Annotated in this window: 17 protein-coding genes, 1 tRNA gene and 1 pseudogene; 6 read left to right on the top strand and 13 right to left on the bottom strand. The window is 72.6% G+C overall.

Annotated features, from left to right (window positions below; genetic code table 11):
• Positions 1 to 82 precede the first annotated feature (82 nt).
• Positions 83 to 931, bottom strand: coding sequence for an IclR family transcriptional regulator (locus tag ACFQRF_RS14405; protein ID WP_379871588.1), 849 nt, complete (start codon positions 929 to 931; stop codon positions 83 to 85).
• Positions 932 to 1,654: 723 nt separating this feature from the next.
• Between ACFQRF_RS14405 and ACFQRF_RS14400 the strand changes: the two genes are divergently transcribed.
• A complete protein-coding gene (locus tag ACFQRF_RS14400) occupies positions 1,655 to 2,320 on the top strand; it encodes an outer membrane protein assembly factor BamB family protein (protein ID WP_379871587.1) in 666 nt (221 codons plus the stop codon).
• A 771-nt stretch (positions 2,321 to 3,091) separates the two neighbouring features.
• Here the strand turns inward: ACFQRF_RS14400 and ACFQRF_RS14395 are convergent.
• The 5 genes from ACFQRF_RS14395 to ACFQRF_RS14375 all read right to left on the bottom strand — a co-directional run bounded on the left by ACFQRF_RS14395 (position 3,092) and on the right by ACFQRF_RS14375 (position 7,640).
• Complete coding sequence (locus ACFQRF_RS14395) at positions 3,092 to 3,562, bottom strand: rubrerythrin family protein (protein WP_379871586.1); 471 nt, start codon at positions 3,560 to 3,562, stop codon at positions 3,092 to 3,094.
• A gap of 184 nt (positions 3,563 to 3,746) precedes the next feature.
• Complete coding sequence (locus ACFQRF_RS14390) at positions 3,747 to 4,640, bottom strand: carbohydrate ABC transporter permease (protein WP_379871585.1); 894 nt, start codon at positions 4,638 to 4,640, stop codon at positions 3,747 to 3,749.
• A complete protein-coding gene (locus tag ACFQRF_RS14385) occupies positions 4,640 to 5,635 on the bottom strand; it encodes a carbohydrate ABC transporter permease (protein ID WP_379871584.1) in 996 nt (331 codons plus the stop codon). Before ACFQRF_RS14385 ends, ACFQRF_RS14390 begins: the two co-directional genes overlap by 1 nt.
• A 189-nt stretch (positions 5,636 to 5,824) precedes the next feature.
• Positions 5,825 to 7,240, bottom strand: a complete 1,416-nt coding sequence (locus tag ACFQRF_RS14380) for an ABC transporter substrate-binding protein (protein WP_379871583.1) — start codon at positions 7,238 to 7,240, stop codon at positions 5,825 to 5,827.
• A 100-nt stretch (positions 7,241 to 7,340) separates the two neighbouring features.
• Positions 7,341 to 7,640, bottom strand: coding sequence for a hypothetical protein (locus tag ACFQRF_RS14375; protein WP_379871582.1), 300 nt, complete (start codon positions 7,638 to 7,640; stop codon positions 7,341 to 7,343).
• A gap of 119 nt (positions 7,641 to 7,759) precedes the next feature.
• Here ACFQRF_RS14375 and ACFQRF_RS14370 point away from each other — a divergent pair.
• Positions 7,760 to 8,970 (top strand): annotated as a pseudogene (locus ACFQRF_RS14370) (winged helix-turn-helix transcriptional regulator).
• On the opposite strand, the gene ACFQRF_RS14365 reads toward ACFQRF_RS14370, so the two are convergent.
• On the bottom strand, positions 8,900 to 10,219 hold the full coding sequence (locus tag ACFQRF_RS14365; protein WP_379871581.1) for a glycoside hydrolase family 15 protein: 1,320 nt from the start codon (positions 10,217 to 10,219) through the stop codon (positions 8,900 to 8,902). The pseudogene ACFQRF_RS14370 and the gene ACFQRF_RS14365 sit on opposite strands and share 71 nt — an antisense overlap.
• Positions 10,220 to 10,729: 510 nt before the next feature.
• Here ACFQRF_RS14365 and ACFQRF_RS14360 point away from each other — a divergent pair.
• Together ACFQRF_RS14360 and ACFQRF_RS14355 are read left to right on the top strand one after the other, a co-directional pair.
• The gene (locus ACFQRF_RS14360; RefSeq protein ID WP_379871580.1) at positions 10,730 to 11,428 is read left to right on the top strand and encodes a RibD family protein; all 699 of its coding nucleotides are present in this window, start codon (positions 10,730 to 10,732) and stop codon (positions 11,426 to 11,428) included.
• On the top strand, positions 11,425 to 11,886 hold the full coding sequence (locus tag ACFQRF_RS14355) for a cytidine/deoxycytidylate deaminase family protein (protein WP_379871579.1): 462 nt from the start codon (positions 11,425 to 11,427) through the stop codon (positions 11,884 to 11,886). The genes ACFQRF_RS14360 and ACFQRF_RS14355 overlap by 4 nt, the downstream gene beginning before the upstream one ends.
• Positions 11,887 to 11,962: 76 nt before the next feature.
• Here ACFQRF_RS14355 and ACFQRF_RS14350 read toward each other — a convergent pair whose 3' ends face one another.
• On the bottom strand, positions 11,963 to 13,291 hold the full coding sequence (locus ACFQRF_RS14350) for an alkaline phosphatase family protein (RefSeq protein ID WP_379871578.1): 1,329 nt from the start codon (positions 13,289 to 13,291) through the stop codon (positions 11,963 to 11,965).
• Here ACFQRF_RS14350 and ACFQRF_RS14345 point away from each other — a divergent pair.
• Positions 13,290 to 14,414 (top strand): SAM-dependent methyltransferase, encoded by a 1,125-nt coding sequence (locus ACFQRF_RS14345; RefSeq protein WP_379871577.1) that lies wholly within the window; start codon positions 13,290 to 13,292, stop codon positions 14,412 to 14,414. The genes ACFQRF_RS14350 and ACFQRF_RS14345 overlap by 2 nt on opposite strands.
• A gap of 64 nt (positions 14,415 to 14,478) precedes the next feature.
• Here the strand turns inward: ACFQRF_RS14345 and ACFQRF_RS14340 are convergent, their stop codons facing one another.
• The 3 genes from ACFQRF_RS14340 to ACFQRF_RS14330 all read right to left on the bottom strand — a co-directional run bounded on the left by ACFQRF_RS14340 (position 14,479) and on the right by ACFQRF_RS14330 (position 19,293).
• Positions 14,479 to 16,989 carry a DEAD/DEAH box helicase gene (locus ACFQRF_RS14340; RefSeq protein ID WP_379871576.1) on the bottom strand — a complete coding sequence of 837 codons (2,511 nt, stop codon included), beginning with the start codon at positions 16,987 to 16,989 and terminating at the stop codon, positions 14,479 to 14,481.
• A gap of 266 nt (positions 16,990 to 17,255) precedes the next feature.
• Entirely contained in the window at positions 17,256 to 18,224 is a 969-nt protein-coding gene (locus ACFQRF_RS14335) for an acetylxylan esterase (RefSeq protein WP_379871575.1), read from the bottom strand.
• Between the two features lie 79 nt (positions 18,225 to 18,303).
• Entirely contained in the window at positions 18,304 to 19,293 is a 990-nt protein-coding gene (locus ACFQRF_RS14330; RefSeq protein WP_379871574.1) for a malate dehydrogenase, read from the bottom strand.
• Positions 19,294 to 20,807: 1,514 nt separating this feature from the next.
• On the opposite strand from ACFQRF_RS14330, the gene ACFQRF_RS14325 reads away from it, so the two are divergent.
• Positions 20,808 to 20,881 (top strand) — tRNA-Ile (locus ACFQRF_RS14325).
• Between the two features lie 288 nt (positions 20,882 to 21,169).
• On the opposite strand, the gene ACFQRF_RS14320 is transcribed toward ACFQRF_RS14325, so the two are convergent.
• A complete protein-coding gene (locus ACFQRF_RS14320; protein WP_379871573.1) occupies positions 21,170 to 21,652 on the bottom strand; it encodes an SRPBCC domain-containing protein in 483 nt (160 codons plus the stop codon).
• Entirely contained in the window at positions 21,649 to 21,990 is a 342-nt protein-coding gene (locus ACFQRF_RS14315; protein WP_379871572.1) for an ArsR/SmtB family transcription factor, read from the bottom strand. Before ACFQRF_RS14315 ends, ACFQRF_RS14320 begins: the two co-directional genes overlap by 4 nt.
• Positions 21,991 to 22,014 lie beyond the last annotated feature (24 nt).

The raw sequence follows: 22,014 nt of genomic DNA, 5'->3' as shown, positions 1-22,014 counted from the left end.
CGCGCACACGTGGGGTGCGCCCCACGTGTGTGGGGATGAACCGTCCCCGGAAGCGCCAACCTGCTTCCGGGGCGGGCGCCCCTCACCCGCGCGGGGCGCCCCCAGCCCTCCCGCCGCCCGCACGGGTGGCGATCTCCAGGTCCGCCTCGATGCGGGCCGTCGTCGCGAGCAGTGGCGGTAGCAGGTCCCGCCGGATGTCCTCGACCGATGTCCTACTGGCGTGCGCCGAAACGTTCGCCGCGGCGATGACCCGTCCCTCGCGGTCGCGGATGGGGGCGGCGACCGACCGCAACCCCTCCTCCAGTTCCTGGTCCACGATCGCCCAGCCCTGGCCGCGCGCCCGGTCGATCTCGGCGCGCAGCCGGGCCGGTGACGTGATCGTGTACGGCGTGAGCGGCGTGGGCCGCAGCCGCTCCAGGTACGCCGTCACCTCCTCCGGGGCACGCCCGGCCAGCAGGACGCGACCCATCGAAGTGGCGTGCGCGGGGAAGCGGGTGCCGACGTTGATCGATACCGCCATGATCCGTGAGGTGGCCACCCGGGCGACGTACACGACGTCGTCGCCGTCCAGGACCGACACCGACGACGACTCGCCGACCTCCGCCACCAGCCGTTCCAAGTGCGGCTGCGCCACCTCGGGCAGCCCCGCCGACGACAGGTAGGCGAAGCCCAGCTCCAGTACCCGCGGCGTCAGGGAGAACATCCGCCCGTCGGTGCGCACGTAGCCGAGGTCGGCCAGCGTGAGCAGGAACCGCCGCGCCGCCGCGCGGGTGAGCCCGGTGGCGCGGGCCACCTCGCTGAGGGTCATGGCCTGTGTGGACGGGGAGAAGGCCCGGATCACCGAGAGCCCGCGTTCCAGGGACTGCACGAAGTGGTCCGCACGCGGGTGCGCCTCCGCGATCGGGGCGGCGTCGTTCGGTTCGTTGGCCATGGCTGTGCTCCCCCGCCGGTGGTGCCGGTGCGCCGGGCCGCCACCCCGGTCTCGCGGGACGGCGCCCAGCCGTACGCGATGTTCCCATGCCGAACGCGCTGGCGCGGACGGACCATGCCGCCACCGCGCGGACGACGGGACGCGCCCGGCGCCCGGCCTGCCTGGTCGCCTGATCCCATTATCCGGGGAGTGCCGAGCCGAAAAGCGCCCGAAGGTCCGTGGCGGCACGGTCCGGGAACGAGAACGGGTCGGGAACCGTCTCTCGGGCATGGCATCTGCTGGGCGCGGGAATCGGCCGATGTGGTTCGCGGCCGGGTTGCTCCTGTCGGGCGCGGTGATCACCGCCATCGGCTGTTTCGGCCTGCGGGCGATGGCCTCCCCAGGCGATTCCTGGGTGACGCATCCCGTCGGTCCGGCGGTGCCGTGGACCATTGCCGTGGCCGCTCTCGTGACCGCGATCTATGTCTGCCTGGTGGCGACGGTCCGCAGAACGGCGGCGCGTCGCGTGCCGGCGAGTCGTCCACGGGCGCGTCCCCGCAACGCCGGAAGCCACGGTTCGGGGCCGTGCGCTCTTGGTCCGGGGCGTGCGCACTGGTCAGCGGCGTGGCGACGATCTCCGCATGGTCGACCGTGGGCCGGGGACTCGCCGAAGGCGTTTCTTCCCGCAACTGACGAGCTTCGCGCCGGGACGGGCCTCGTGGCGTTCGCGGCACTGTGGCTGAGATGGGCTTCGCCCGTCTCGGGGCCGCGGATCTCCGCGCGCGGAGGGCCGGCGCGGCCGTCGGCCTGGTGGCCGGTGGAGCGGCACTCGCGCTGGTCCTGCAACTCGTCACCACGCTGAGCGTCGACGCCACGACGGCCGGACCGTCCGATGAGCAGGCCGCCGTGCCCAGTGACTTCTCCCGCATCGGATGGACATGGGAGACGCCCGGCGGCCAGGCCGTCGTCGGGGGAGTCAGGGCCGGCGCCGGGGTGGTGGTGCGGTTCGGCGACGGGATCGCCGCCCTGGATTCCGCAACGGGCGCGGAGCGCTGGCACTACCGGCGCCCGGGCGCGACGTCCGGCGAAGTGTTCGCCTCCCCGGACGGATCCACCGTGCTGGCCACGTTCGAGTCGAGCGGCGCGGCCGGGATCGGCGCGTTGCCGGTCGTCGTCGACCCGCACAGCGGCGAGGTCCGTGCCGAGTACCCCCAGGGAGAGTACGTGGTGTCACAGGATCGGCTTGTCATGACCTCCCACTCCTTCCTCACCCTGACGTCCGAAGGCGAGGTGGCGGCCTTCGATCTGGATTCCGGCCGGCGCTCATGGACGTTTTCGGCCCCGAAGCGATGTCACCGTTTGGAGGGGGGCGAGAACCGGCCTACCTGTCCGTGGACGACGTGGTCGTGATGGCGGTGTACTGCCGCGACGGCGCGGCCGGGGCCGAACACGAGGAAGGAGCGCCGGAGGACGACGCGATCCCTCTGCGGGTGGTGACGTTCGGGCTCGATCCCCGCGACGGGACCGGGCTCTGGCGGCACGAACGCCGGGCGGCGATGCTGCGGCCCGGCGAGATGACCCGCGGTCTCGACGGCTCGACGTTCGCCATGAGCTGGCTGCGGGACGAGGAGACCGTGGAATACCTCGTCCTGGACGCGGCGGGGGAGGTCATCGGAGAAGGCGCCGACAGGTCATGGTCCACCGACGGCGTTCCGGTGGATCCGTACGCGTTCCAGAGGACGAGCGCGTCCACGTCACAGGGGCATCTCGTCGGCTCGCGCGCCGAAGACGCCCGGAGATTCGACTCAGTCCGGCGAGTGTCGTACTCGACGACGCGATCCTGGTCTCCTTCGCCACTCACCTGGGCACCGAAGGCCGCACGTTCACCTTGGTCAGCGGGCCTTGGGGCGGTGGGCCGGCGACCGAGATCCCGGTCGAGTTCCGCGCCGGCGTCGAGGCGGACGAACCGGCGTCGGACTCGGCGTCGCAGGAACGCCTGCCCATGGTCGCCCCCGGAGCCGTGGTCCTCGTGTGCAGCGGCGCGGATTCCGTGGTGAGCGTTGTCTGACGGCGGTCCTGAGTTTCGACCGGCACCCGGCAGGGCGGCGCCGCCGTGGACTGATCAGCGTCCCAGCCGGGGGGGCGGCGCCGGGCCTCGGGCCGCCCCCACTCCGCCCTTGTCTAGGGCAACTGCTCCAGGGCCTCCTCGAAGGCGCGGGCGTGTCCCGCCTCGTCCTCGGCGTTGTGCGAGAAGACCCTGGCCGCCTCGGCGTCGCCCGACTCCTCGGCGCGCTCGGCGAAGGCCGGGTACATGCTCTCGGACTCGTACCGCTCACCGGCGATGGCCTTCTCCAGGTTCTCCTCCGTCGTCCCGACGGTCCCCGCGAGCGTGGCCTCTTCCTTGAAGTGCTCGCCCAGCTCGGTGTCGGCCGTCCGGTCGAACAGGTCGGCGACCGACGGCAGCCCCTCCTGCCGGGCCTGCTCCGCGTACAGCCGGTAGGTGGCGTGCGCGAGCGCCTCCCCCCGCATCGACTCGTCGAGGTCGGCGCGGGTCTGCGGGCTCAGGTCCTCGGCGAACGCGCCGCTCACCGGAGTACTGAGAACGAGGCTGAACGCGCCGGTCAGCAGCGCCCGTGTCCAGAACGAAGCCATGAGTCGACCTCCCACTCGGCATGACACTCGGGTCCGTCCCAGCGTCGGCTACCCGGAGCGGCGCCGGTGAACGGCCGAACAGGTAAATCCGCGCACCGCTCACGGCAATGTGCGCGAATCCGGCCCCGCATGACGGAGCCGGACAACGGACGTCCGCACCGGACGGACGTCCGCCCTCGAAGGGCTAGCCCTTTTCCGCGCCCGCGGTCAGCCCCGAGATGAGCAGCCGCTGGGCCAGCAGGAACCCCGCCACCACCGGCACGGTGATCGCGATCGACCCGGCCATCAGGACCGGTGCGGGAATGCTGAAGTCGGCCAGGCGGGCGATCCCCAGCGACACGGTCCAGCGTTCGCGGTCGTCGACCAGGAACAGCAGCGCGAACAGGAACTCGTTCCACGCGATCACGAACACGTACAGCGCCGTGGCCGTGATCCCCGGCAGCGCCATCGGGAGCACCACCCGGGTGATGACCTGGAACCGGTTGCAGCCGTCGACCTCCGCCGCCTCCTCCACCGACGCCGGGACCGCGCGGAAGTAGCCGCGCAGCAGGTACAGCGACACCGGGACCGTCTGCGCCAGGTAGATGAGCACCAGCCCCGGGAGCGTGCCGGTGAGGCCGATCCGGCTGAACAGCACGAACAGCGGCACCGCGAGGACGATGCCCGGGAACAGGTACACGGCCAGGAACACCCCGTTGACCGCGTCCCGGCCGAAGAACCGCAGCCGCACCGCCGCGTAGGCGCCCAGCACGCTGCACGCCACGGCCAGCAGCGTGCTCGCGGTGGCCACCACCACCGAATTCCGCATGAACCGCCCGAGCCCGAACCCGCCGTCGGACTCGTCGCGCAGCGCCGTGCCGTAGGACGTGACGTCCACCTCGCCCGGGCCGGGCAGCGCCAGCGGGTCGGCGACGACATCGGCGAACGGCCGCACCGAGAGCACCACGCCGTACACCAGTGGCGCGACCGCCGCCACCGTCGCGGTCGCGATGACCAGCACCCGGAGCGCGGCCAGTACCGCGCCCTCGGCCGCGTGCCGGTCGAGCGGACGGCGAAACCGCCGCGTGGTGGCCGCCATCAGTCCGCCTCCCGCTCGCCCCGCGACAGCCGGACGTAGAGCGCCAGCGGCACCAGGAGCGCCACCGTCATCAGCACGCCCAGCGCCGACGCCGTCCCGATGTCCGCCCGCGTGACCAGCTCCTGGTACACCCGCACGCCGATGACCTCCGTGCCGCCGGCGCCACCGGTGAGCAGGTAGACGTCGGTGAAGTTCTGGAACGACCAGATGAACCGCAGCAGCGCCAGGAGCAGCAGCACCCCCGAAAGCTGGGGGAGCAGCACGTACCGGAACCGCTGCGTGGGCGATGCCCCGTCGATCACCGCCGCCTCCTCGACGTCGCGCGGCACCGCCTGCAGCCGCGCCGTGATGAACAGGAAGGCCAGCGGAAACGACTTCCACACCTCGAACAGCACCACCACGCCCAGCGCCGCCGGCACCGGCAGCCCCGCGACGTCCACCCCGCGCGTGGTGAGGAAGCTGATCGGTTCCGCCCAGCCGAGGAACCGCCGGCCCACCTCGTTGACCGCCCCGTACTGCGGGTTCAGCAGCGTGGTCCAGACCGTGGCCGCAGCGACGACCGGCAGCACGTAGGGCACCAGGACCAGCGCGCGCAGCAGCCCGCGCCCCCGGAAGGGGCGGCGCAGCGCGAGCGCCAGCGCCAGCCCGGCCAGCACCGACCCGAGCGTGCTGAGCGTCGCGTACACCAGCGTGGTGCGCGCCGCCGCCCAGAACCCTGGGCCGCCCAGGACCCGCGCGAAGTTCCGCAGAGTGAAGTCCAGGTCGGCCGGGGAGAGGAACCGGATGTCGATCAGCCGGACCTGCTGGAAGGCCAGCACGACGCCCGCCGCGAACGGGGCCAGCACCACCAGGCCGACGACGAGCAGCGTCGGCGAGATGAGCAGCCGTCCGTGCAGTTCCTCGCGCGCCCGCCGGGTCAGCCGGCCGGACGGCCGCCGGCCGCGGGACGGCCGTCGCCGGGCGGGCTCCCGCTCGCGGCGCGTCACCACGCTCATGGGGAGCCATCCCCGGCGGCGCCCGCCCCCGGACGGCGGCGTGCGGTGTCACAGGCGGCCGGCCGGTGGCGGCCACCCGGCGAATCGGTGGCGGATCTCAACGGGAACCTCCCGAGCACAACGATCGGCGGCGCGTCCGGGAGCCCCATGGCGCGAGCCGTGGTCCGCACGCGGGCGGGGGAGCGGCGGTCACCCGACATCGGCCCGCACGTCGGCCGCCGCCGTGGCCATGCCGCGGGCGTAGCGGTGCGCGTCGCCCGTAGCGAACAGCGTGCCGAGGTCGGCGACCAGCGTGTTCTGCGCCGAGAGCGCCCCCGCGAGCACGGCGTCCTCGGTGCCGTACCCCCACCTGCGGAAGCCCTGCGCGCCCGAGACGATCGCCGCCACGGTGTCCGCCCCGTAGACCTCCGCGAGCGGCGTGCGGGTGCGCGGGTCCTCGCCCGTGGGCAGCCGCCCCCACGCCTCGGCGAACGCGCCGGGCGACTCCGGCGTGCCGGTCCGCAGCGGCACCCGCCCCTCAGGGGAGACCGCCAGGGACTCCACGTAGCCGTCGCCGAGCAGGAACCGGACGAACCGCCCGGCCGCCTCGGCGTCCGCCCCGCGCGGCACGCCGAGGTTGAGGGTGAGGCCGTACTGGGCCCCGACGTCGTTGTCCGGGCCGGTCAGCGTGGTCACCACGCCGGAGTTCTCAGCCAGGAAACGCGGGTTCTCCCGGCACTCGGGGCAGGTCGGCGGGAAGTCGGGGGCCAGACCGGCGAGTTCGTCGAAGATGTGCGAGCCCCAGAACAGCATGGCCGCCTCCCCGGCCAGGTAGGCCGCGCGGGTCGTCTCGACGTCCTGGTCGCCGCGCACCGAGGCCGCCGCCATCTCCGCGTACAGCCGCAGCCCCTCCACGCACGCGGGCTCGGCCAGCGCGATGGCCCCCGATCGGTCGACCAGCCGGCAGCCGTTGGCGAGCAGCAGCGCCTCCAGCGTCTGCTCACTGAACGGGTCCCCCGGACGGGTCCCCAGCACGATGCCGGCCCGGCCGTCGGTGCGCAGCCTCCGCGCGGCCGAAGCCACCTCGTCCAGCGACTCCGGCGGATCCAGCCCGGCCGCCTCGAACAGGTCCGTCCGGTACACGAGCACCTGCCCCCACCCATCGCTGGGGACCGCCGCGAGCCGGCCGTCGAGGGTGACCATGTCCAGCGCGCGGGCGCTGAACGTCTCCCGGCCCAGGTCGGCGACGACCTGCTCGGCCGTCCCCGTGTCGAGCAGCCCCTGCCGGCTCCAGGTCGCCGCCTGGTCCGGCGCCAGCAGGATGACGTCGGGCACGTCACCGGAGGCCACCCCGGTGACCAGCGCCTGGTTCTGGTCCGCGGCCCCCATCGGGACGACGGTGACCTCGATCCCGGTCCGCTCGGTGAACCGCCGGGCGGTGGCCTCCTGCTGGGCGATCCGGTCCGGCGTGACGTGCGGCGTCCAGAAGGTGATGCCCGCTTCGTCGCGCTCCCGGCCGAACCGGCATCCGGTGGCCAGCAGCAGGGCCGCGACGACGGCCAGCACCGCAACGGCGCGCGGTACGCGGCCACCCCGCCGGTTCCGCGGGTCGTTCGGCACGGACATCGGTCCTCCAGACGGTTACGCCGCGGTTCGCGACTCCGGGACCCGGCGCCGGTGGTGATCGCGTGCGCGCGGTGCGTGATGGTCGCTGGACCCTCGATTGTCAGCCCACCGGGCCGGTTAGGCCAGAGTCCGCGCCGGGCCTGCTTCGGCCATCGCCCCCGGGCGCCGAGCCGATGGAGCGCCCCCCGCGCGCCGTCAGCGCCCACCAGAGGAACGCCGCGGCGCTGAACGCGCCACCGAGCAGGCAGACCGCCGGCCACCCGCCGGCCGCGTAGCCGGCGGTCGCGGCGAGGGCGCCGATGGCGCTGCCGATCGAGTAGCAGACCATGTGACCGGCGATCAGGCGGCTGCCCGCGTCGGGGCGCAGCGCGTAGATGACGCTCTGGCTCGTCACGTGCACGGCCTGCACCGCCAGGTCCAGGACGACCGCGCCGAGCGCGAGCGACCACGGCTAGTGCGGCGCAGCCGCTATGGGCCCCCAAGACGCCATGAGCAGCGGCAGCGCGACGCCGGTGGTCGCTGCTCATCGTCCGCGACGCCTTCGACGGCAGCAGGCGGTTCGGTGAGTTCCAGCGCAGCCTCGGAGTGCCAAGAACATCCTCGCGGCCCGGCTGCGCACGCTGGTCGCGGGCGCCGTCCTGGAGGCCGTGCCCGCGGCCGACGGCGGCGCTCACCGCGAGTACGTCCGCACCGCCAAGGGCCACGCGCTCCTCCCGGTGATCGTCGCGCTCCGGCAGTGGGGCGAGGCGCACTTCTTCGAGCCCGGCGAACCGCACTCCGAGATGGTCGACCACGAACATGGGCGCCCGCTCCGCGAACTGGAAGTGCGCGCCGCCGACGGGCGGACGCTCCGGCCCGAGGACGCGCGGGTGGTGAAGGTCGCGGAGCGAGCGGACACGGCCCCGGCAGAGTGCGCGCCGCCGACGGGCGGGGCGGGCGAGCCGGGGACCCGGCACGGATCTCGACCTCCAGCGTGGTCCAGGCACCGGACTCGGCGTGACCGCGCGCCGTCGGACCGGCGAATCACGACCACGGAACACGACGAGATCGCCGACATCGTGACGCGGTACCAGACCGCGTTCCACACCAACGACGCGAAGGCGCCGCACGCGCTGTTCTCCGATGACGCGATCGTCGTGAACCTCGGCGGCGACCGGTGTTCGGGGCCGAACCGCTGTACCGGGCGCGGGCCCACGTCTCCGCTTCCGGGGGAGCAACTGGCCAACGTCAGTCCGCTACGACGTCGAGAGCATCGTGTTCCGCACGCCCGGGGTGACCGTCGCCCACGCACGGCGGCGCTCGGCCCGCATCCCGCAGATGACGCTGATGCGCGACGCCGAGGACCGCCGGCGGATCCGGGGCGCGCGGAACACACCGGTCACCGCACCACCGATGCGGCCGGACGGCGGCCACCGATCCGGCCGCGCCCTCCTCGGCCGCCGACGTTCGCCCGTTCCACCGGGTGCCCCGAAAACCCGGGCGAAGGCGGGGGACGGGTCCCGCGACCGCTCCGGCACACCCCGACGGGATGCTTCGGCTTCCCGCCCCACCAGCGCCGAATGAAGCGTGTGGCGCCGCTCGTCCCACTCCAGTTGAAGCCGCGCCGGCCAGCGCGTTTCCCCGCTCCCTCCACCGGAGCGGCCGCCCGAGCGCGTGGCCTCACTCCGGTGGGATCGGCAGCGGTCGGCCGTCCAGCGCCGCCAGCGCGATCAGGACGCTCGCCGCCGTGATCGCCAGCGGTGCCACCGCGGCCGGGCGGCCCTCGGCGGTGACCTTCTCGGGCAGCGCGCCCAGCCGGGTCCGCCGCGCGTCCAGCCAGTCGAGCAGGCCGCGGGCCGTCTCCCCGTCTCCGGACGAGGCCGCCGCCATCGCGAACAGCGAGATCTGCGGCGTCCAGGCGGTCGCGGTGTCCGGCCACTCCTCGCCCGGGCGGAACCCCCCGTTGGCGAGCCGGAGCGCGTCCAGCGTCCGCCGCCACGCGGCCACCGTCCCGGGCGTCTGCCGGGCGAACGGCGGCAGCAGGAACGCCACGGACGCGTCCCGGCCGCCGCCACCCGGCCGCCGTGGAAAGTCGGCCGGCGCGAAGTACCGGTCCAGCCCCGTGCGCAGCCGCCGCGCGGCGGCCGCGCACACGCCGGCGGGCGCGACCTCGCCGAGCCGCCCGAGCAGGTCGGCTCCGGCGCGCGCGCCGAGCAGCAGCGGCGCGACGGTGCCCAGCGTCGGTTCCGCGACGTCCTGTTCCCAGTAGTCCTGAGTGGCACGCGGCAGGCCGGTCTCCGGGTCGACCACCGCGTCGATGGCCCGCGTGGCGGCCAGCAGCATCGGGCGAAACCCGGCCAGCGCCTCCTCGCCGCGCGATCGCGGCGCCGTGCGGACCCAGACCCAGGCCGCCCACAGCGTCCAGCCGATGCCGTCGAGCTGGATCCCCCGCTCGTCCGGCACCCGGCCCGACCCGTCCGGCAGGTAACGGGCCTGCCAGGTCCCGTCCGGCTCCTGCATGCGGGCGACATAGTGGATCGCGTCCAGTGCGGCGTCGTGGGCTCCGGCCAGGCTGAGCGCCAGGGCCGCGTACCCCGTGTCGCGCGGCCACACGTACCGCCAGTAGGGGCTGGCGGCGGCGACCAAGGCGCCGTTGGGGTGCCGCAGCGTCTGCAGGTCGAGCAGCGCGCAGTCCGCCATGTCGGCGTACCGCGTACCGCGCGCCGGCGGCCGGGTGGCCGCGAACGCGGTACGCGCCGCCGCGACGGCGTCGGGCGTGGCCTCGGCCGCCCCCTCCAGCGGAGCGCCGGACGGGTCGAGGAGAGCGGTGCCGCTGATGCGGCGCACCTGGGACCCGGGTGGCACCACCAGCGGCGTGCCGTCCGCGCCGACCACGACACCGTCGGAGTAGAGCCGCGTCTCCGGCCGCCACGCGGTGCCGCGGGTGCCCAGCACCCCCGGCGGGTGATGTTCCGGCCCGTCCAGCGTCACGACCCGCATCCCTGACCTCCCCCGGCGAATCGCGGCCCGCACCTGCGAGCCCGTCCCCTTCCAGCTACCCCGACGGCGCGCCCGGCGAACGGGCGGGTCCGGCCGGGCTTGGGCGTGGGAACGAGCGGCGCATACCGCCCGGCCCCGGGCGGCAACGTTCGTCGCAACACCTGACCATCGGGAAGGCGATGAGTGCGGACGGCCCCTGCCGCGATGGACAGGCGCGCGACCCGAGAGCGCCCGCTCTGCCTTGAGCTCGTGCGCTAAGGGGCGACCATCCGAAGTACCCGCCAGATCGCCGGTGTTCATCGCCGGACCGGACAGAGATGGCTGAACACGAACACCGTCGGGCGGTCATTCCAGGGGCGCCCCCATCCCAGAGGGGCGCCCAAGCCGAGTCCGGCCGCTTCCTCAGCGAAGAGAGGGGTCCGCGTCGCCGACCGTCGCCGCGGCCCATCACCGGCGGGCCCATTAGCGGGTTCACCGCCCCCCGCCGCCACCCCGACTACGCTGGCAGTCATGACGCGCCCCTACACGATCCTGAGTTGCGCGATGTCGGTGGACGGCTGCATCGACGACGGCAACCCGGAACGGTTGCGGCTGTCCAACGAGGCCGACTTCGACGAGGTCGACGCGCTGCGGGCCGAATGCGACGCCATCCTGGTCGGGGCGGAGACGATCCGGCGGGACGACCCACGGCTGCTCGTGCGCTCGGCCGCGCGCCGCTCGGCCCGGGCGGCGGCCGGGCGGGCGCCGAGCCTGACCAGGGTCGTGCTGAGCGGCACGGGGAAACTGGAGCCGACGGCCCGGGTCTTCGGCGGCGAAGCCGCGACGCTGCTGTACGTCGGCACCGCCGGCTACCTGACCGCGTCCCGGCGGCTCGCCGACGCCGAGCGGGTCGAGGTCGTGCCAGCCGGAGTGCAGCCGGACCTGCGGTGGATCACCGCCGACCTCGCGGGACGTGGAGTGCGCCGGCTGCTCGTGGAAGGCGGCGGGGCCGTGCACACCGCGTTCCTCACCGCGGGGCTGGCCGACGAGATCCGCCTCGCGGTGGCGCCGTTCTTCATCGGCGACGCCGAAGCGCCGCGGTTCGTCCGGTCCGGCCGCTTCCCGCACGGTCCCGGCCGCCCCATGCGGCTCGCCGAGGCGCGCACCGTCGGCGGCATGGTGGTGCTGCGCTACCTGCTGGACGGCACACCCACGGGGGAGGAGCCGTGACCGGGGCGGCCCTCACCGACGCCGACCGCCGGTGGCTGCGGGCCGCGGTGGACCTCTCGCGGCGGTGTCCCCCGTCGGTGACGGCCTTCTCCGTGGGGGCGATCGTGGTGGCCGCCGACGGCGCGATGCTCGCCGAGGGGTACTCGCGGCGGGACGACCCGCACGACCACGCCGAGGAGGCCGCGCTGCGGGACCTCGCCCCTGATGACCCGCGGCTGGCCGGCGCCACCCTCTACAGCTCGCTGGAGCCGTGCTCGACGCGGGCCTCCCGCCCCCGTCCGTGCACCCGGCTGATCCTGGACACCGCGATCCCCCGGGTCGTCTTCGCATGGCGGGAGCCCACGCTGTTCGTGGACTGTGAGGGCGCCGAACGCCTGCGCGCCGCCGGGCGCACGGTCGTGGAGGCGCCCGAGCTCGCGCACCTGGTCCGTGCGGTCAACGCCCATCTGCCGACCTGACGCGCCGGCGCCCGGACCGGATGGCCGGGGCACCGGCGCGCACTTTCGGCGGGATCCGCGCCGCGCCGTCCCCCCGCTAGGCGACCGACTCGTCCACCTCCAGCGCCTCCAGCAGGACGCGCCCCTGGGCGTCGGCGGGCGGCTCCACGCCGAGCAGGTGGCTGACGGTCGGCGCGACGTCCACCAGCTGCGGTGACTCCAGCGGCCGGCCGACCCCGATTCCGGCTCCGGCGAATCCCAGCGGCGCTCGGGCTTCGCGCGCGCTCGCGTGGCCGCCGCGCGGCAGGCCGTCCACCGCGGCGGGGTCGATGAACGCGTACGGCGGGACCGCCTCGATCGCGAAGTCGCCCTCGTCGGCGGACGCGCCCATGGCGTCGAGTTCGGTCCGGTTGTACACGTTCTCCAGCTCCGGCAGGCCGCGCAGCACCTGCTCCAGCCGGGCCCGCGCCGCCTCCTCGGCCGCCGCGCCGCGCAGGTAGACGTTCGCGGCGCGCGGGCTCGCCGTCAGCACGACCTCGGTGCCGGGGGCGGGCGACTGGCCCGAGTACAGCCGCTGCACCGGGTGCCCGGCCGCGGTGATGGCGCCGAGCACCTGGGGCTCCAGCGACTCGGTGTAGCCGGTCATGCCGTGGTCGGAGACGAACACGAAGGCGGTGCGATCGTGGATCCCGGCCGCGCGGACCGCGTCGACGAGCACGCCGATCCCGGCGTCCATCTCCGCGAGCCGCTCGGGGATGCGGGCGGAGTCGGGGCCCTCGCGGTGGCCGATGGAGTCGATGTCGGCGGCGTAGACGAAGATGCAGTCGGGGATGCGCGGCACGGTGACCTGGGTGCCGCCGGAGTCGACGGGTTCGCCGCGCAGCACCTTGGTGACGGCGCTCAGGTTGTCCTCCCAGGTGTCGCCTTGGGTGTAGAGGGCTTCGGGGTCGCCGTAGGCGGCGCCCTTGTCCTGCACGATGTACCAGCCGGCCGCCAGGAGGGTGCGGTCCTGGCGGCGCAGGCTCTGGGCGATCGTCTCGGCGTTGACGATGCGGGTCTGGCCGACCGCGCGCCCGGTGGCGGGGTCGAGCACGTAGGCGGAGTTGCCGTGCAGCGCCGGCCACGCGCCCGTGGCGAGGCTGGTCCGGTTGGGGTTGGACACCGCCTTGTAGGTGCATCCGGCCACCGCGTCGCTGCCCGACCTCAGCAGTTCCCGCAGGTTGGCCAGGCGCGGGGTATCGAGGTGCCGGTCGAGGTACTGCGGGTCGATGCCGTCCCAGTCGATGAGGACGACGTGATCGACCCGGGGACTCCGGGGGAGGGGCGACGAGGCGCCCCAGGCGGGGTGAGGGTGGCTGGCCGGTCCGAGTACGCCCACACCGATCGCGGAAACCGCGGTGGTGGCCAGAAAGGACCTTCTGCGCATGAGCCGATCGTCTCCTCGCATCCGTGCGAAGTTCACCAACGGGATCAAGCCTGGCGAATCACATCTCATCCGTCCGGACGCGACGTCGGGCTCGCCACAGGCAGTGAATATATCCTCTGAGAGGATTCTTCACCGGTATTGCACGCGGCGGAGGGTAAGCGACGCGGAATGGTTACAGAACGATTGGTTAATGATCGCGGGCGCGGGAATCGGGTTAGGGTTAACCTGCGGCATCGCTGTGCGGTGTCGATGGTTCCAGGAACGAGGCGGCCCTCCCATGGAAAACGACAGCATGAATTGGATGAAGCGTCAACCAAAAGCGGAGTGGGGAAAATTTCCGGAAATTGACACAACTCATCCGAGTGTTATCCGAGTGTACGATTTCCTCCTCGGTGGGAAGGATAATTTCGCCGTCGACCGGGAGGCGGGCCGGAAACTGAAGCAGGTGTCCCCGGAACTGGTGGAAATCGCCCAGGCCGGTCGCGGGTTCGTCCGGCGTGTCGTGCGGTTCCTCACCCGGGAGGCCGGCATCCGCCAGATCGTCGACGTCGGCTCCGGGCTCCCCTCCGCCCGCAAGGTGCACGAGGTCGCGCACGCCGAGGCCCCCGACACCCGGGTCGTCTACCTCGACAACGACCCCGTCGCCCTCGTGCACGGCCGCGCCCTGCTGGCCGACAACCACAACACGAGCTTCATCTACGCCAACCTGCTGCAACCCGGCGAGATGATGGCGGCACTGCGCGACCAGGAGCTCATCGACTTCGATGAACCGGTCGCCATGCTCGTGGCCGGAGCGCTGCACCGGGTCATGCCAGAGCACGACGCTCCCGGGATCGTCCGCGAGCTGCTCGCCCCGCTCCCCGTCGGCTCCTACCTCTGCCTGGCCACCCTGGTCAACGATGGCACGGGCAACGCAGCCAAGGCCGAGGTCGTCGGCAGCGAGACCCTGGGCGGGATGCACTTCCGGCGCAGCCAGGAGGTGCGGGCGCTGTTCGACGGGCTGGAACTCGTCCCGCCCGGTTTCGGGTGTGTGTCCGCGTGGCGGCCGGACGATCCCGAGGCGGTGTTCGACCCGGAGATGATCTGGTGCATGGGCGCGGTGGCGCGCAAGACCCGTCCTTGAGCGCCCGGCGGGGGCCGGTCGGGCGGGGCGGCGCCGAAGGCACGCCCCCGCGGCCGGCCGGCGGTCAGAGCCGGTTCACGTCCCGGATCCGCAGCACGGCCCGGCCCTCCTCGTCGGAAGCGGCGAGATCGACCTCCGCCGAGATACCCCAGTCGTGGTCGCCCGCCGGGTCGTCGAAGATCTGCCGCACCTCCCACACGTCCGCCCGCTCCTCCACGAGCAGCATCCGCGGCCCGCGTGCGTCCGGACCGGTGCCCAGCTCATCGTGCTCGGCGTAGTACCCGGCGAGTGCCTCTTCCCACTCGTCGGCGGTCCAGCCGTCCTCGGCGTCCAGCGCGCCCAGTTCGTCGTAGCGGCGCAGCGCGGCCAGCTCCACCCTCCGGAACAGCGCGTTGCGCACCAGCACCCGGAACGCCCGGAGGTTGCTGGTGACCGGCTTGGGCCGCTCCTCGACGGCGCGCTCGGCCGGATCGTCCGCGGGGTTGACCAGCTGCTCCCACTCGTCCAGCAGACTGGAGTCGACCTGGCGCACCAGCTCGCCCAGCCACTCGATCAGGTCCAGCAGCTCGCCGGTCTTGGCGTCCTCGGGAACCGTCTGGCTGACCGCCTTGTAGGCGCTCGCCAGGTAACGCAGCACCAGCCCCTCCGAGCGCGCCAGCTCGTAGAACCCGACGTACTCGGTGAACGTCATCGCGCGCTCGTACAGGTCGCGCGCCACCGACTTGGGCCGCAGCGGGTGGTCGCCCACCCACGGGTGGCCGCGCCGGTACGTCTGGTAGGCGTGGTCCAGCAGCTCCTCCAGCGGCTTGGGGTGGCTGATCTCCTCCAGCCGCTCCATCCGCTCCTCGTACTCGATCCCGTCGGCCTTCATCTGCGCGACCGCCTCGCCGCGGGCCTTGTTCTGCTGGGCGGCGAGGATCTGCCGGGGATCGTCCAGCGTCGACTCCACCACGGTGAGCACGTCGAGGGCGTAGCTCGGCGAGGTGGGGTCCAGCAGCTCCAGCGCGGCGAGCGCGAACGTCGAGAGCGGCTGGTTCAGCGCGAAGTCCGGCTGCAGGTCGACGGTGAGCCGCGCCGTGCGCCCATCGGCGTCGGGCTCCGGCAGCCGCTCCACGATTCCGCCGTCCAGCAGCGACCGGTAAATGGCGATCGCCTCCCGGATGTGCCGCCGCTGCCTCCGGCGGTCGTCGTGGTTGTCGGTCAGCAGGTGCCGCATCGCCGCGAAACAGTCTCCCGGGCGCGCGATCACGCTGAGCAGCATCGCGTTGCTCACCCGGAACCGCGAGGTGAGCGGCTCCGGCTCGGCCGCGATCAGCTTCTCGAACGCCGTCTCGTCCCACCCGACGAAACCCTCCGGCGCCTTCTTGCGCACCACCTTGCGCCGCTTCTTCGGGTCGTCGCCCGCCTTGGCCAGCGCCTTCTCGTTCTCCACGACGTGCTCCGGCGCCTGCACCACCACGTTGCCGACCGTGTCGAACCCGGCACGCCCGGCCCGGCCGGCGATCTGGTGGAACTCCCGCGCGCTCAGCCGCCGCACCCGGTTGCCGTCGTACTTGCTGAGCGCCGTGAACAGCACGGTGCGGATCGGCACGTTCACGCCGACGCCCAGGGTGTCGGTCCCGCAGATCACCTTGAGCAGCCCGGCCTGCGCCAGCCGCTCCACCAGACGGCGGTACTTGGGCAGCATCCCGGCGTGGTGCACACCGATGCCGTGCCGAACGTACCGGGAGAGGTTGCGGCCGAACCGCGTGGTGAAGCGGAAATTGCCGATCTCCCGGGCGATGGCGTCCTTCTCGGCGCGGGTGCACATGTTGATGCTGGTCAGCGACTGCGCCCGCTCCACGGCCTGGGCCTGGGTGAAGTGCACGATGTACACCGGCGACTCGCGGGTGCCGAGCAGTTCCTCCAGCGTCTCGTGCAGCGGGGTCGTGCGGTAGGAGTAGTAGAGCGGCACGGGACGCTCGACCGAGCGCACCACGGCGGTGCCGCGTCCGGTCCGCCGGTTGAGGTCCTCCTCGAACCGCGTCACGTCACCGAGGGTCGCCGACATCAGGATGAACTGCGCCCGCGGCAGCTCCAGGATCGGCACCTGCCACGCCCATCCGCGGTCCGGCTCGGCGTAGAAGTGGAACTCGTCCATCACCACCTGGCCGAGGTCGGCGTCCGCTCCGTCCCGCAACGCGATGTTGGCCAGCACCTCGGCGGTGCAGCAGATAATGGGCGCGCCGGCGTTCACGCTCGCGTCACCCGTCATCATGCCGACGTTGACGGTGCCGAAGATCTTGCACAGGTCGAAGAACTTCTCCGACACCAGCGCCTTGATCGGCGCCGTGTAGAAGCTGCGCTCGCCGCGCGCGAACGCCGCGAAGTGCGCACCGGCCGCGACCAGGCTCTTGCCGGAGCCGGTGGGGGTGTTCAGGATGACGTTCGACCCCGACACGACCTCGATGAGGGCTTCCTCCTGGTGGGGGTACAGCGTGAGTCCACGCTCGTCGGCCCACTCGGCGAACGCCTCGAACAGGGCATCGGGATCCGGGTCTGCGGGCAGCTGATCGATGAGACTCACGCCCTCCATACTGCCCGCTCCCGGACACCCCCCGATCCATCGGGCCACGGCGGACCGGCCGATCGGCGGCTTCGGGCGCTCGCCTTCTCGCTTCCTTCGCCGTCGACGGGGTGGGGCGTTCGGCGGTGGGCGTCGGCGGCTTCGGAAGCTCGGCGGCTCGCGCTCTGTGCTTGTGGTCGCGTTCGCCTTCTCGCTTCCTTCGCCGCCGACGCGGGTGCGGCCTTCGGCCATCGGCGTCGGCGGCTACGGAAGCTCGGCGGCTCACGCTCCGTGTATCAGCCGATTACGCCGGTCAGGAACTCCAGCCGTCGTTCGTGCCCGGCCACCTCGCCGCCCTCGTGGCCGTTGAACTCCCACAGCCGCATGTCCTTGGGGCCGGCGTAGGCGTTGTACACGGCGTAGCACGTGGAGGGCGGGGTCACCGTGTCCATCGCGGCGGCGCTGAACGCGGCCGGCACGGTGGCCCGGGGGGCGAAGTTCAGCGCGTCGACGTAGGAGAGGGTGCGGAAGACCCGGTCCACCTGGTCGCGGTGCACCCGTAGGTAGCGGGACAGCTCCAGATACGGCCCGTCGCACGCGATGTGCACGGCGCGCCGGAAGTGCGACAGGTACGGCACGTCGGCGACGATCCCCGCGAGATCCGGGACCAGCGCGCCCACCGCCACCGCGAGGCCGCCGCCCTGGCTGGCTCCCATGGCGACGACCCGGTGCGGGTCCACGTCATCGATCCGGCGGGCGGCGGCGACGGCGCGCACGGCGTCGGTGATCAGCCGGCGGTAATAGTAGTCGTGCGGATCGAGCACGCCCTTGGTCATCATGCCGGGGAACTGCGGGTTCGGCGAGGGCACCGGGTCGGGGGTGTCGCCGGTGCGGCCGGTACTGCCCTGCCCGCGCAGGTCCATGAGCAGGTGCGCGTAACCGGCCGATGCGTAGATCAGGGACTCCAGCGGCCTGCTCCGGCCGCCGCCGTAACCGGGGAACTCCACCACGCACGGCAGCCTGCCGGTGCGCGCGCGGGGCAGCAGCAGCCAGGCGCGGATCGGGTGGCCGCCGAAGCCGGGGTACTCCACGTCGAACACGTCGACCGTGGTCAGCGGGGTGGGGTGCGGTGTGACTTTCGGGGCGGCGTCGAAGCGGGCCGACTCCGCGAGGGTGGTCGCCCAGAAGTCGTCGAAGTCGTCAGGAGCGGTGCCCGGCGCGTGGAAGGCGCGAAGCTCGTCGGGGGGAAGGTCGCTGAGCGGCATGGCAGCAGACTACGTACGCCCCGCCCGGCGAAGTGCGGGCGGGGCGTACGAGGCGCTGCCGGAGCGGCCGGAGTGGCCGTCAGATCAGGCCGAGCTTGCGGACGGCGTCGCGCTCCTCGGTGAGCTCCTGCACCGAGGCGTCGATGCGCTCGCGCGAGAACGCGTCGATCTCCAGCCCCTGGACGATCTCCCACCGGCCGTCGCGCGAGACCACCGGGAAGGAGGAGATGAGCCCCTCGGGCACCCCGTAGGAGCCGTCGGAGACGATCGCCGCCGAGGTCCAGTCGCCCTCGGGCGTGCCGAGCACCCAGTCGTGCACGTGGTCGATGGCGGCGTTGGCGGCGGAGGCGGCCGAGGACGCGCCACGCGCCTCGATGATCGCCGCGCCGCGCTTGGCCACGGTCGGGATGAACGTGCCGCTCAGCCACGCCTCGTCGTTCACGGCCTCGGCGGCGTTCTTGCCGGCCACCTCGGCGTGGAAGATGTCGGGGTACTGGGTGGCGGAGTGGTTGCCCCAGATGGTGAGCTTGCTGATGTCGGTCACCGGCACGCCCAGCTTCGCGGCGAGTTGTGAGATGGCGCGGTTGTGGTCCAGCCGCGTCATCGCGGTGAACCGCTCGGCCGGCACGTCGGGCGCGTGCGCCTGCGCGATGAGGGCGTTGGTGTTCGCCGGGTTGCCCACGACGAGCACCCGGATGTCGTCGGCCGCGCCGGCGTTGATGGCCTCGCCCTGCGGCTTGAAGATCCCGCCGTTGGCCTCCAGCAGGTCGCCGCGCTCCATGCCCTTCGTCCGCGGCCGGGCGCCCACGAGCAGCGCGACGTTGGCGCCGTCGAACGCCTGGCGCGGGTCGTCGAAGATGTCGATGCCCCGCAGCAGCGGGAAGGCGCAGTCGTCGAGCTCCATGGCGGTCCCCTCGGCCGCCTTCACCGCCTGCGGGATCTCCAGCAGCCGCAGCTTCACCGGAGTGTCCGGCCCCAGCAACTGACCCGAGGCGATGCGGAACAGCAGCGCGTAACCGATCTGGCCGGCGGCGCCGGTGACAGTGACGTTGACGGGAACTTGAGCCATGACCTCTTCTCCTGACCACTCTCGATGCGACCCGCGATGCTACCTCGCAGCCCACGGCGCCGATCCTGCAGCCCGCCGGTACTCGTGTGTCGCGGAATCCCACCCTAGTGTTCGGCCCGCCGCGCCGCGGGAAGGGGCTCCCGCCGCCGGCGCGGGCGCCGGGGCGGTCCGTCGGCGTGCCAGCCCCGGGGCCGGGCCCCGAAACGGCGAAGCGCCCCGTCCAACCCGGCCAAGCTTGCCAGGGGGACGGGGCGCCGCCGTGGCCCCTACCGAGGAGGATGGGGAGGCAGCCCGGGAGCGCAGGCGGCTCGCCGCCCAGGGGCCACGGGCGACCGCGAAGCCTCGGTGGGGGCCGGGCTCACGCCCTCGTGACGATCCCCGCACTCACGCCGTCGGACTGAGGGGGGCAGTAGACGTAGGAGGTGACCCCGCTGCCCGCGTTTCTCCACACCGGCGCGTTACGTTGCACCAAGGGTCCGCCGCCCCAGGGGTCGCAGACCACAACGGCCCTGTACTGCCCGGAACCCGAATCACACCGTGCCGCGGCGCCCTGGCCTCTCAGCTCGTACCAGCAATCCCCCGGCCACGCCGCGGCCGGAGCCGTTTCCGCGGCAGCCGCCGGAGCGCCCGCGAAGATGCCGGCCGCCAGTGCTGCTCCACCGAAAAGCGAGAACAGTTTCTTCTTCACCATGAAACTCCCCACTGCTCTAATTCGGGGTGACCCGAGTCTGGATGGCGGCGCTCGTGACGCGGCTGTCGCCATTGCAATATGCGATCGAAAGCGCGCCGTCCCAGTTTCTCCACGGCCCGTATCCCCAGGTGACGTCTCCGTCGGACGGGCTGGTGCAGACGGCGACGGCGCGGTAGGAACCCCCGTTGGCGTTGTCGCACCGGGCGTGCGCTCCGTAAGGCTCCGCCACGTTGTAACGGCAGCCGCTCGGCCGGGCCATGGCCTCGATATCCGACGCCGCGCTCGCCGGGCCCGCGAAACCCAACGCGCACACGAACGTCACGCACAATAGCGCTACGAGTCGCTTGAACACAGTGATTCCCCACTCCTTTCTTGTTCGCTCAGAATGGATTACCGGCCTTTGGAATTCCGGCGTCACCAATAGTGGCCGCCCGTCTCTGAACGTGTCCATGACGATCCGTGCACAGAAGCTTGACGGTGCGTGTTCCGGAAATCCCATGGAATCCGGCGCCGGCCGTCGCCGACTGCGGCGAGGACGTCAGGACGCTGCGGTAGCCGATGGCCGCTGTTGCCACGATCGGTCCGTCACGCCGCGAGGTGGTCACGCTCGGCTTGCGTCCGTCGATCCGGAAACCACAGCGGACGCGGGCGTCGAGGTCGAGGCGCCAGGGCCCAGGTCGGCCGAGCACGGACGGAGGGCCGGGCATGGCGGGCGCTTCGCACAGTGGTCGTGTTCCGGGAATCCTCCGCTGTGCGGCCGTCGTGCTTCCCTCGCTAGAATCGGCTACGATCGCATATCCCCTGCTAGACGGGGATACCCGAAGGGGCGGTAGCTCAGCTGGTCAGAGCAGGGGACTCATAATCCCTGGGTCGCGGGTTCGAGCCCCGCCCGCCCTACTGCCCGTGAGCACGAAAAGAGCGCCACTGACCTGCGGTCCAGGCCAGTGGCGCTGACGTGCGGAGTCCGGCTGGTTACGCCTCGATCCGCTCTGTAGAAGGCTCGGGGAATGCCCGTTGAAGTTCCCCGGGTTCCAGCGCCCCGGCGGGGCCTCCGTCGCTAGGAGCGACCGGCTCGGGATGGGTGTTGAGCGCATCGGGCGCTGCGTCACCGTTCGGCCTAGCCCACTCGGTCAGCCGGCGCGCAGAATGCCGCCCGGTCGCGGACCTGCCGCGCGTGCGCCTCCGCTACCCGGCGCGGCCGGTGTCCTCCACGATCCGGGTGAGTTGGTCGGCGGCCGTCCCCCAGCCCTCGGTGAAGCCCAGTTCGGCATGGCGGTTCCTGGTGGCCGGGTCGCCGTGGCGGACGAGGATCCGGTAGTCGGTGCCTTCGGGGTGGTCGCGCAGCGTGACCTCGGCCGTAATCGAGACGGGGGCGGGGGCCGCGGGACGCCAGCCGCTGTCGACGGCGTTGGTGAACACGATGCGCTCGAACGCGTCCACCACCAGGAAGCACGCGTCGACGTGCGGGACGAAGGTGGCGCCGCCGTCACTGCTCATCCGGGTGACGAACGCGCCGCCGGGGCGTACCTCCAGACGTTCGACGCGGCACAGCGCCGGGGCGGGCAGCCACCACTGCGCCAGGGCCGCCGGGTCGGTCCACGCGTTCCACACCAGCTTGCGGGACGCGCGGATGACTCGTTCGATGCCGAGGTCGAGTTCGGGGTTCATGCCGGATGCTCCTTCTGGGAGTCGGTGACGAACTGTTCCAGCCGATCGGTGCGCCGGTCCCAGAGGCGCCGCTGCTCCGCCAGCCAATCGTCGACGACGGCGAGCCGTTCCCGGTTGAGTTCGCACGTGCGCACGCGGCCCGACTTCGCGGTGCGGATCAGCCCGCGGGATTCGAGTGTCCGTACGTGCTTCATGAACGAGGGAAGGGTCATCGTGGCATCGCGTGCCAGTTCCCCGACGCTCGCAGGTCCGCTCCCGAGCCGGTTGATCACGGCTCGTCTGGTCGGATCCGCGAGGGCGAGAAAGACGCCGTCGAGTACCGCCGAACGCTGTTCCATGCGGCTAAGTATTCACCGCGGCAA

This window comes from Marinactinospora rubrisoli (assembly GCF_042664915.1).
Classification (GTDB): domain Bacteria; phylum Actinomycetota; class Actinomycetes; order Streptosporangiales; family Streptosporangiaceae; genus Marinitenerispora; species Marinitenerispora rubrisoli.
The sequence above is the reverse complement of the archived record's forward strand: the minus strand, read 5'-3'. Positions and strand labels throughout refer to the sequence as shown.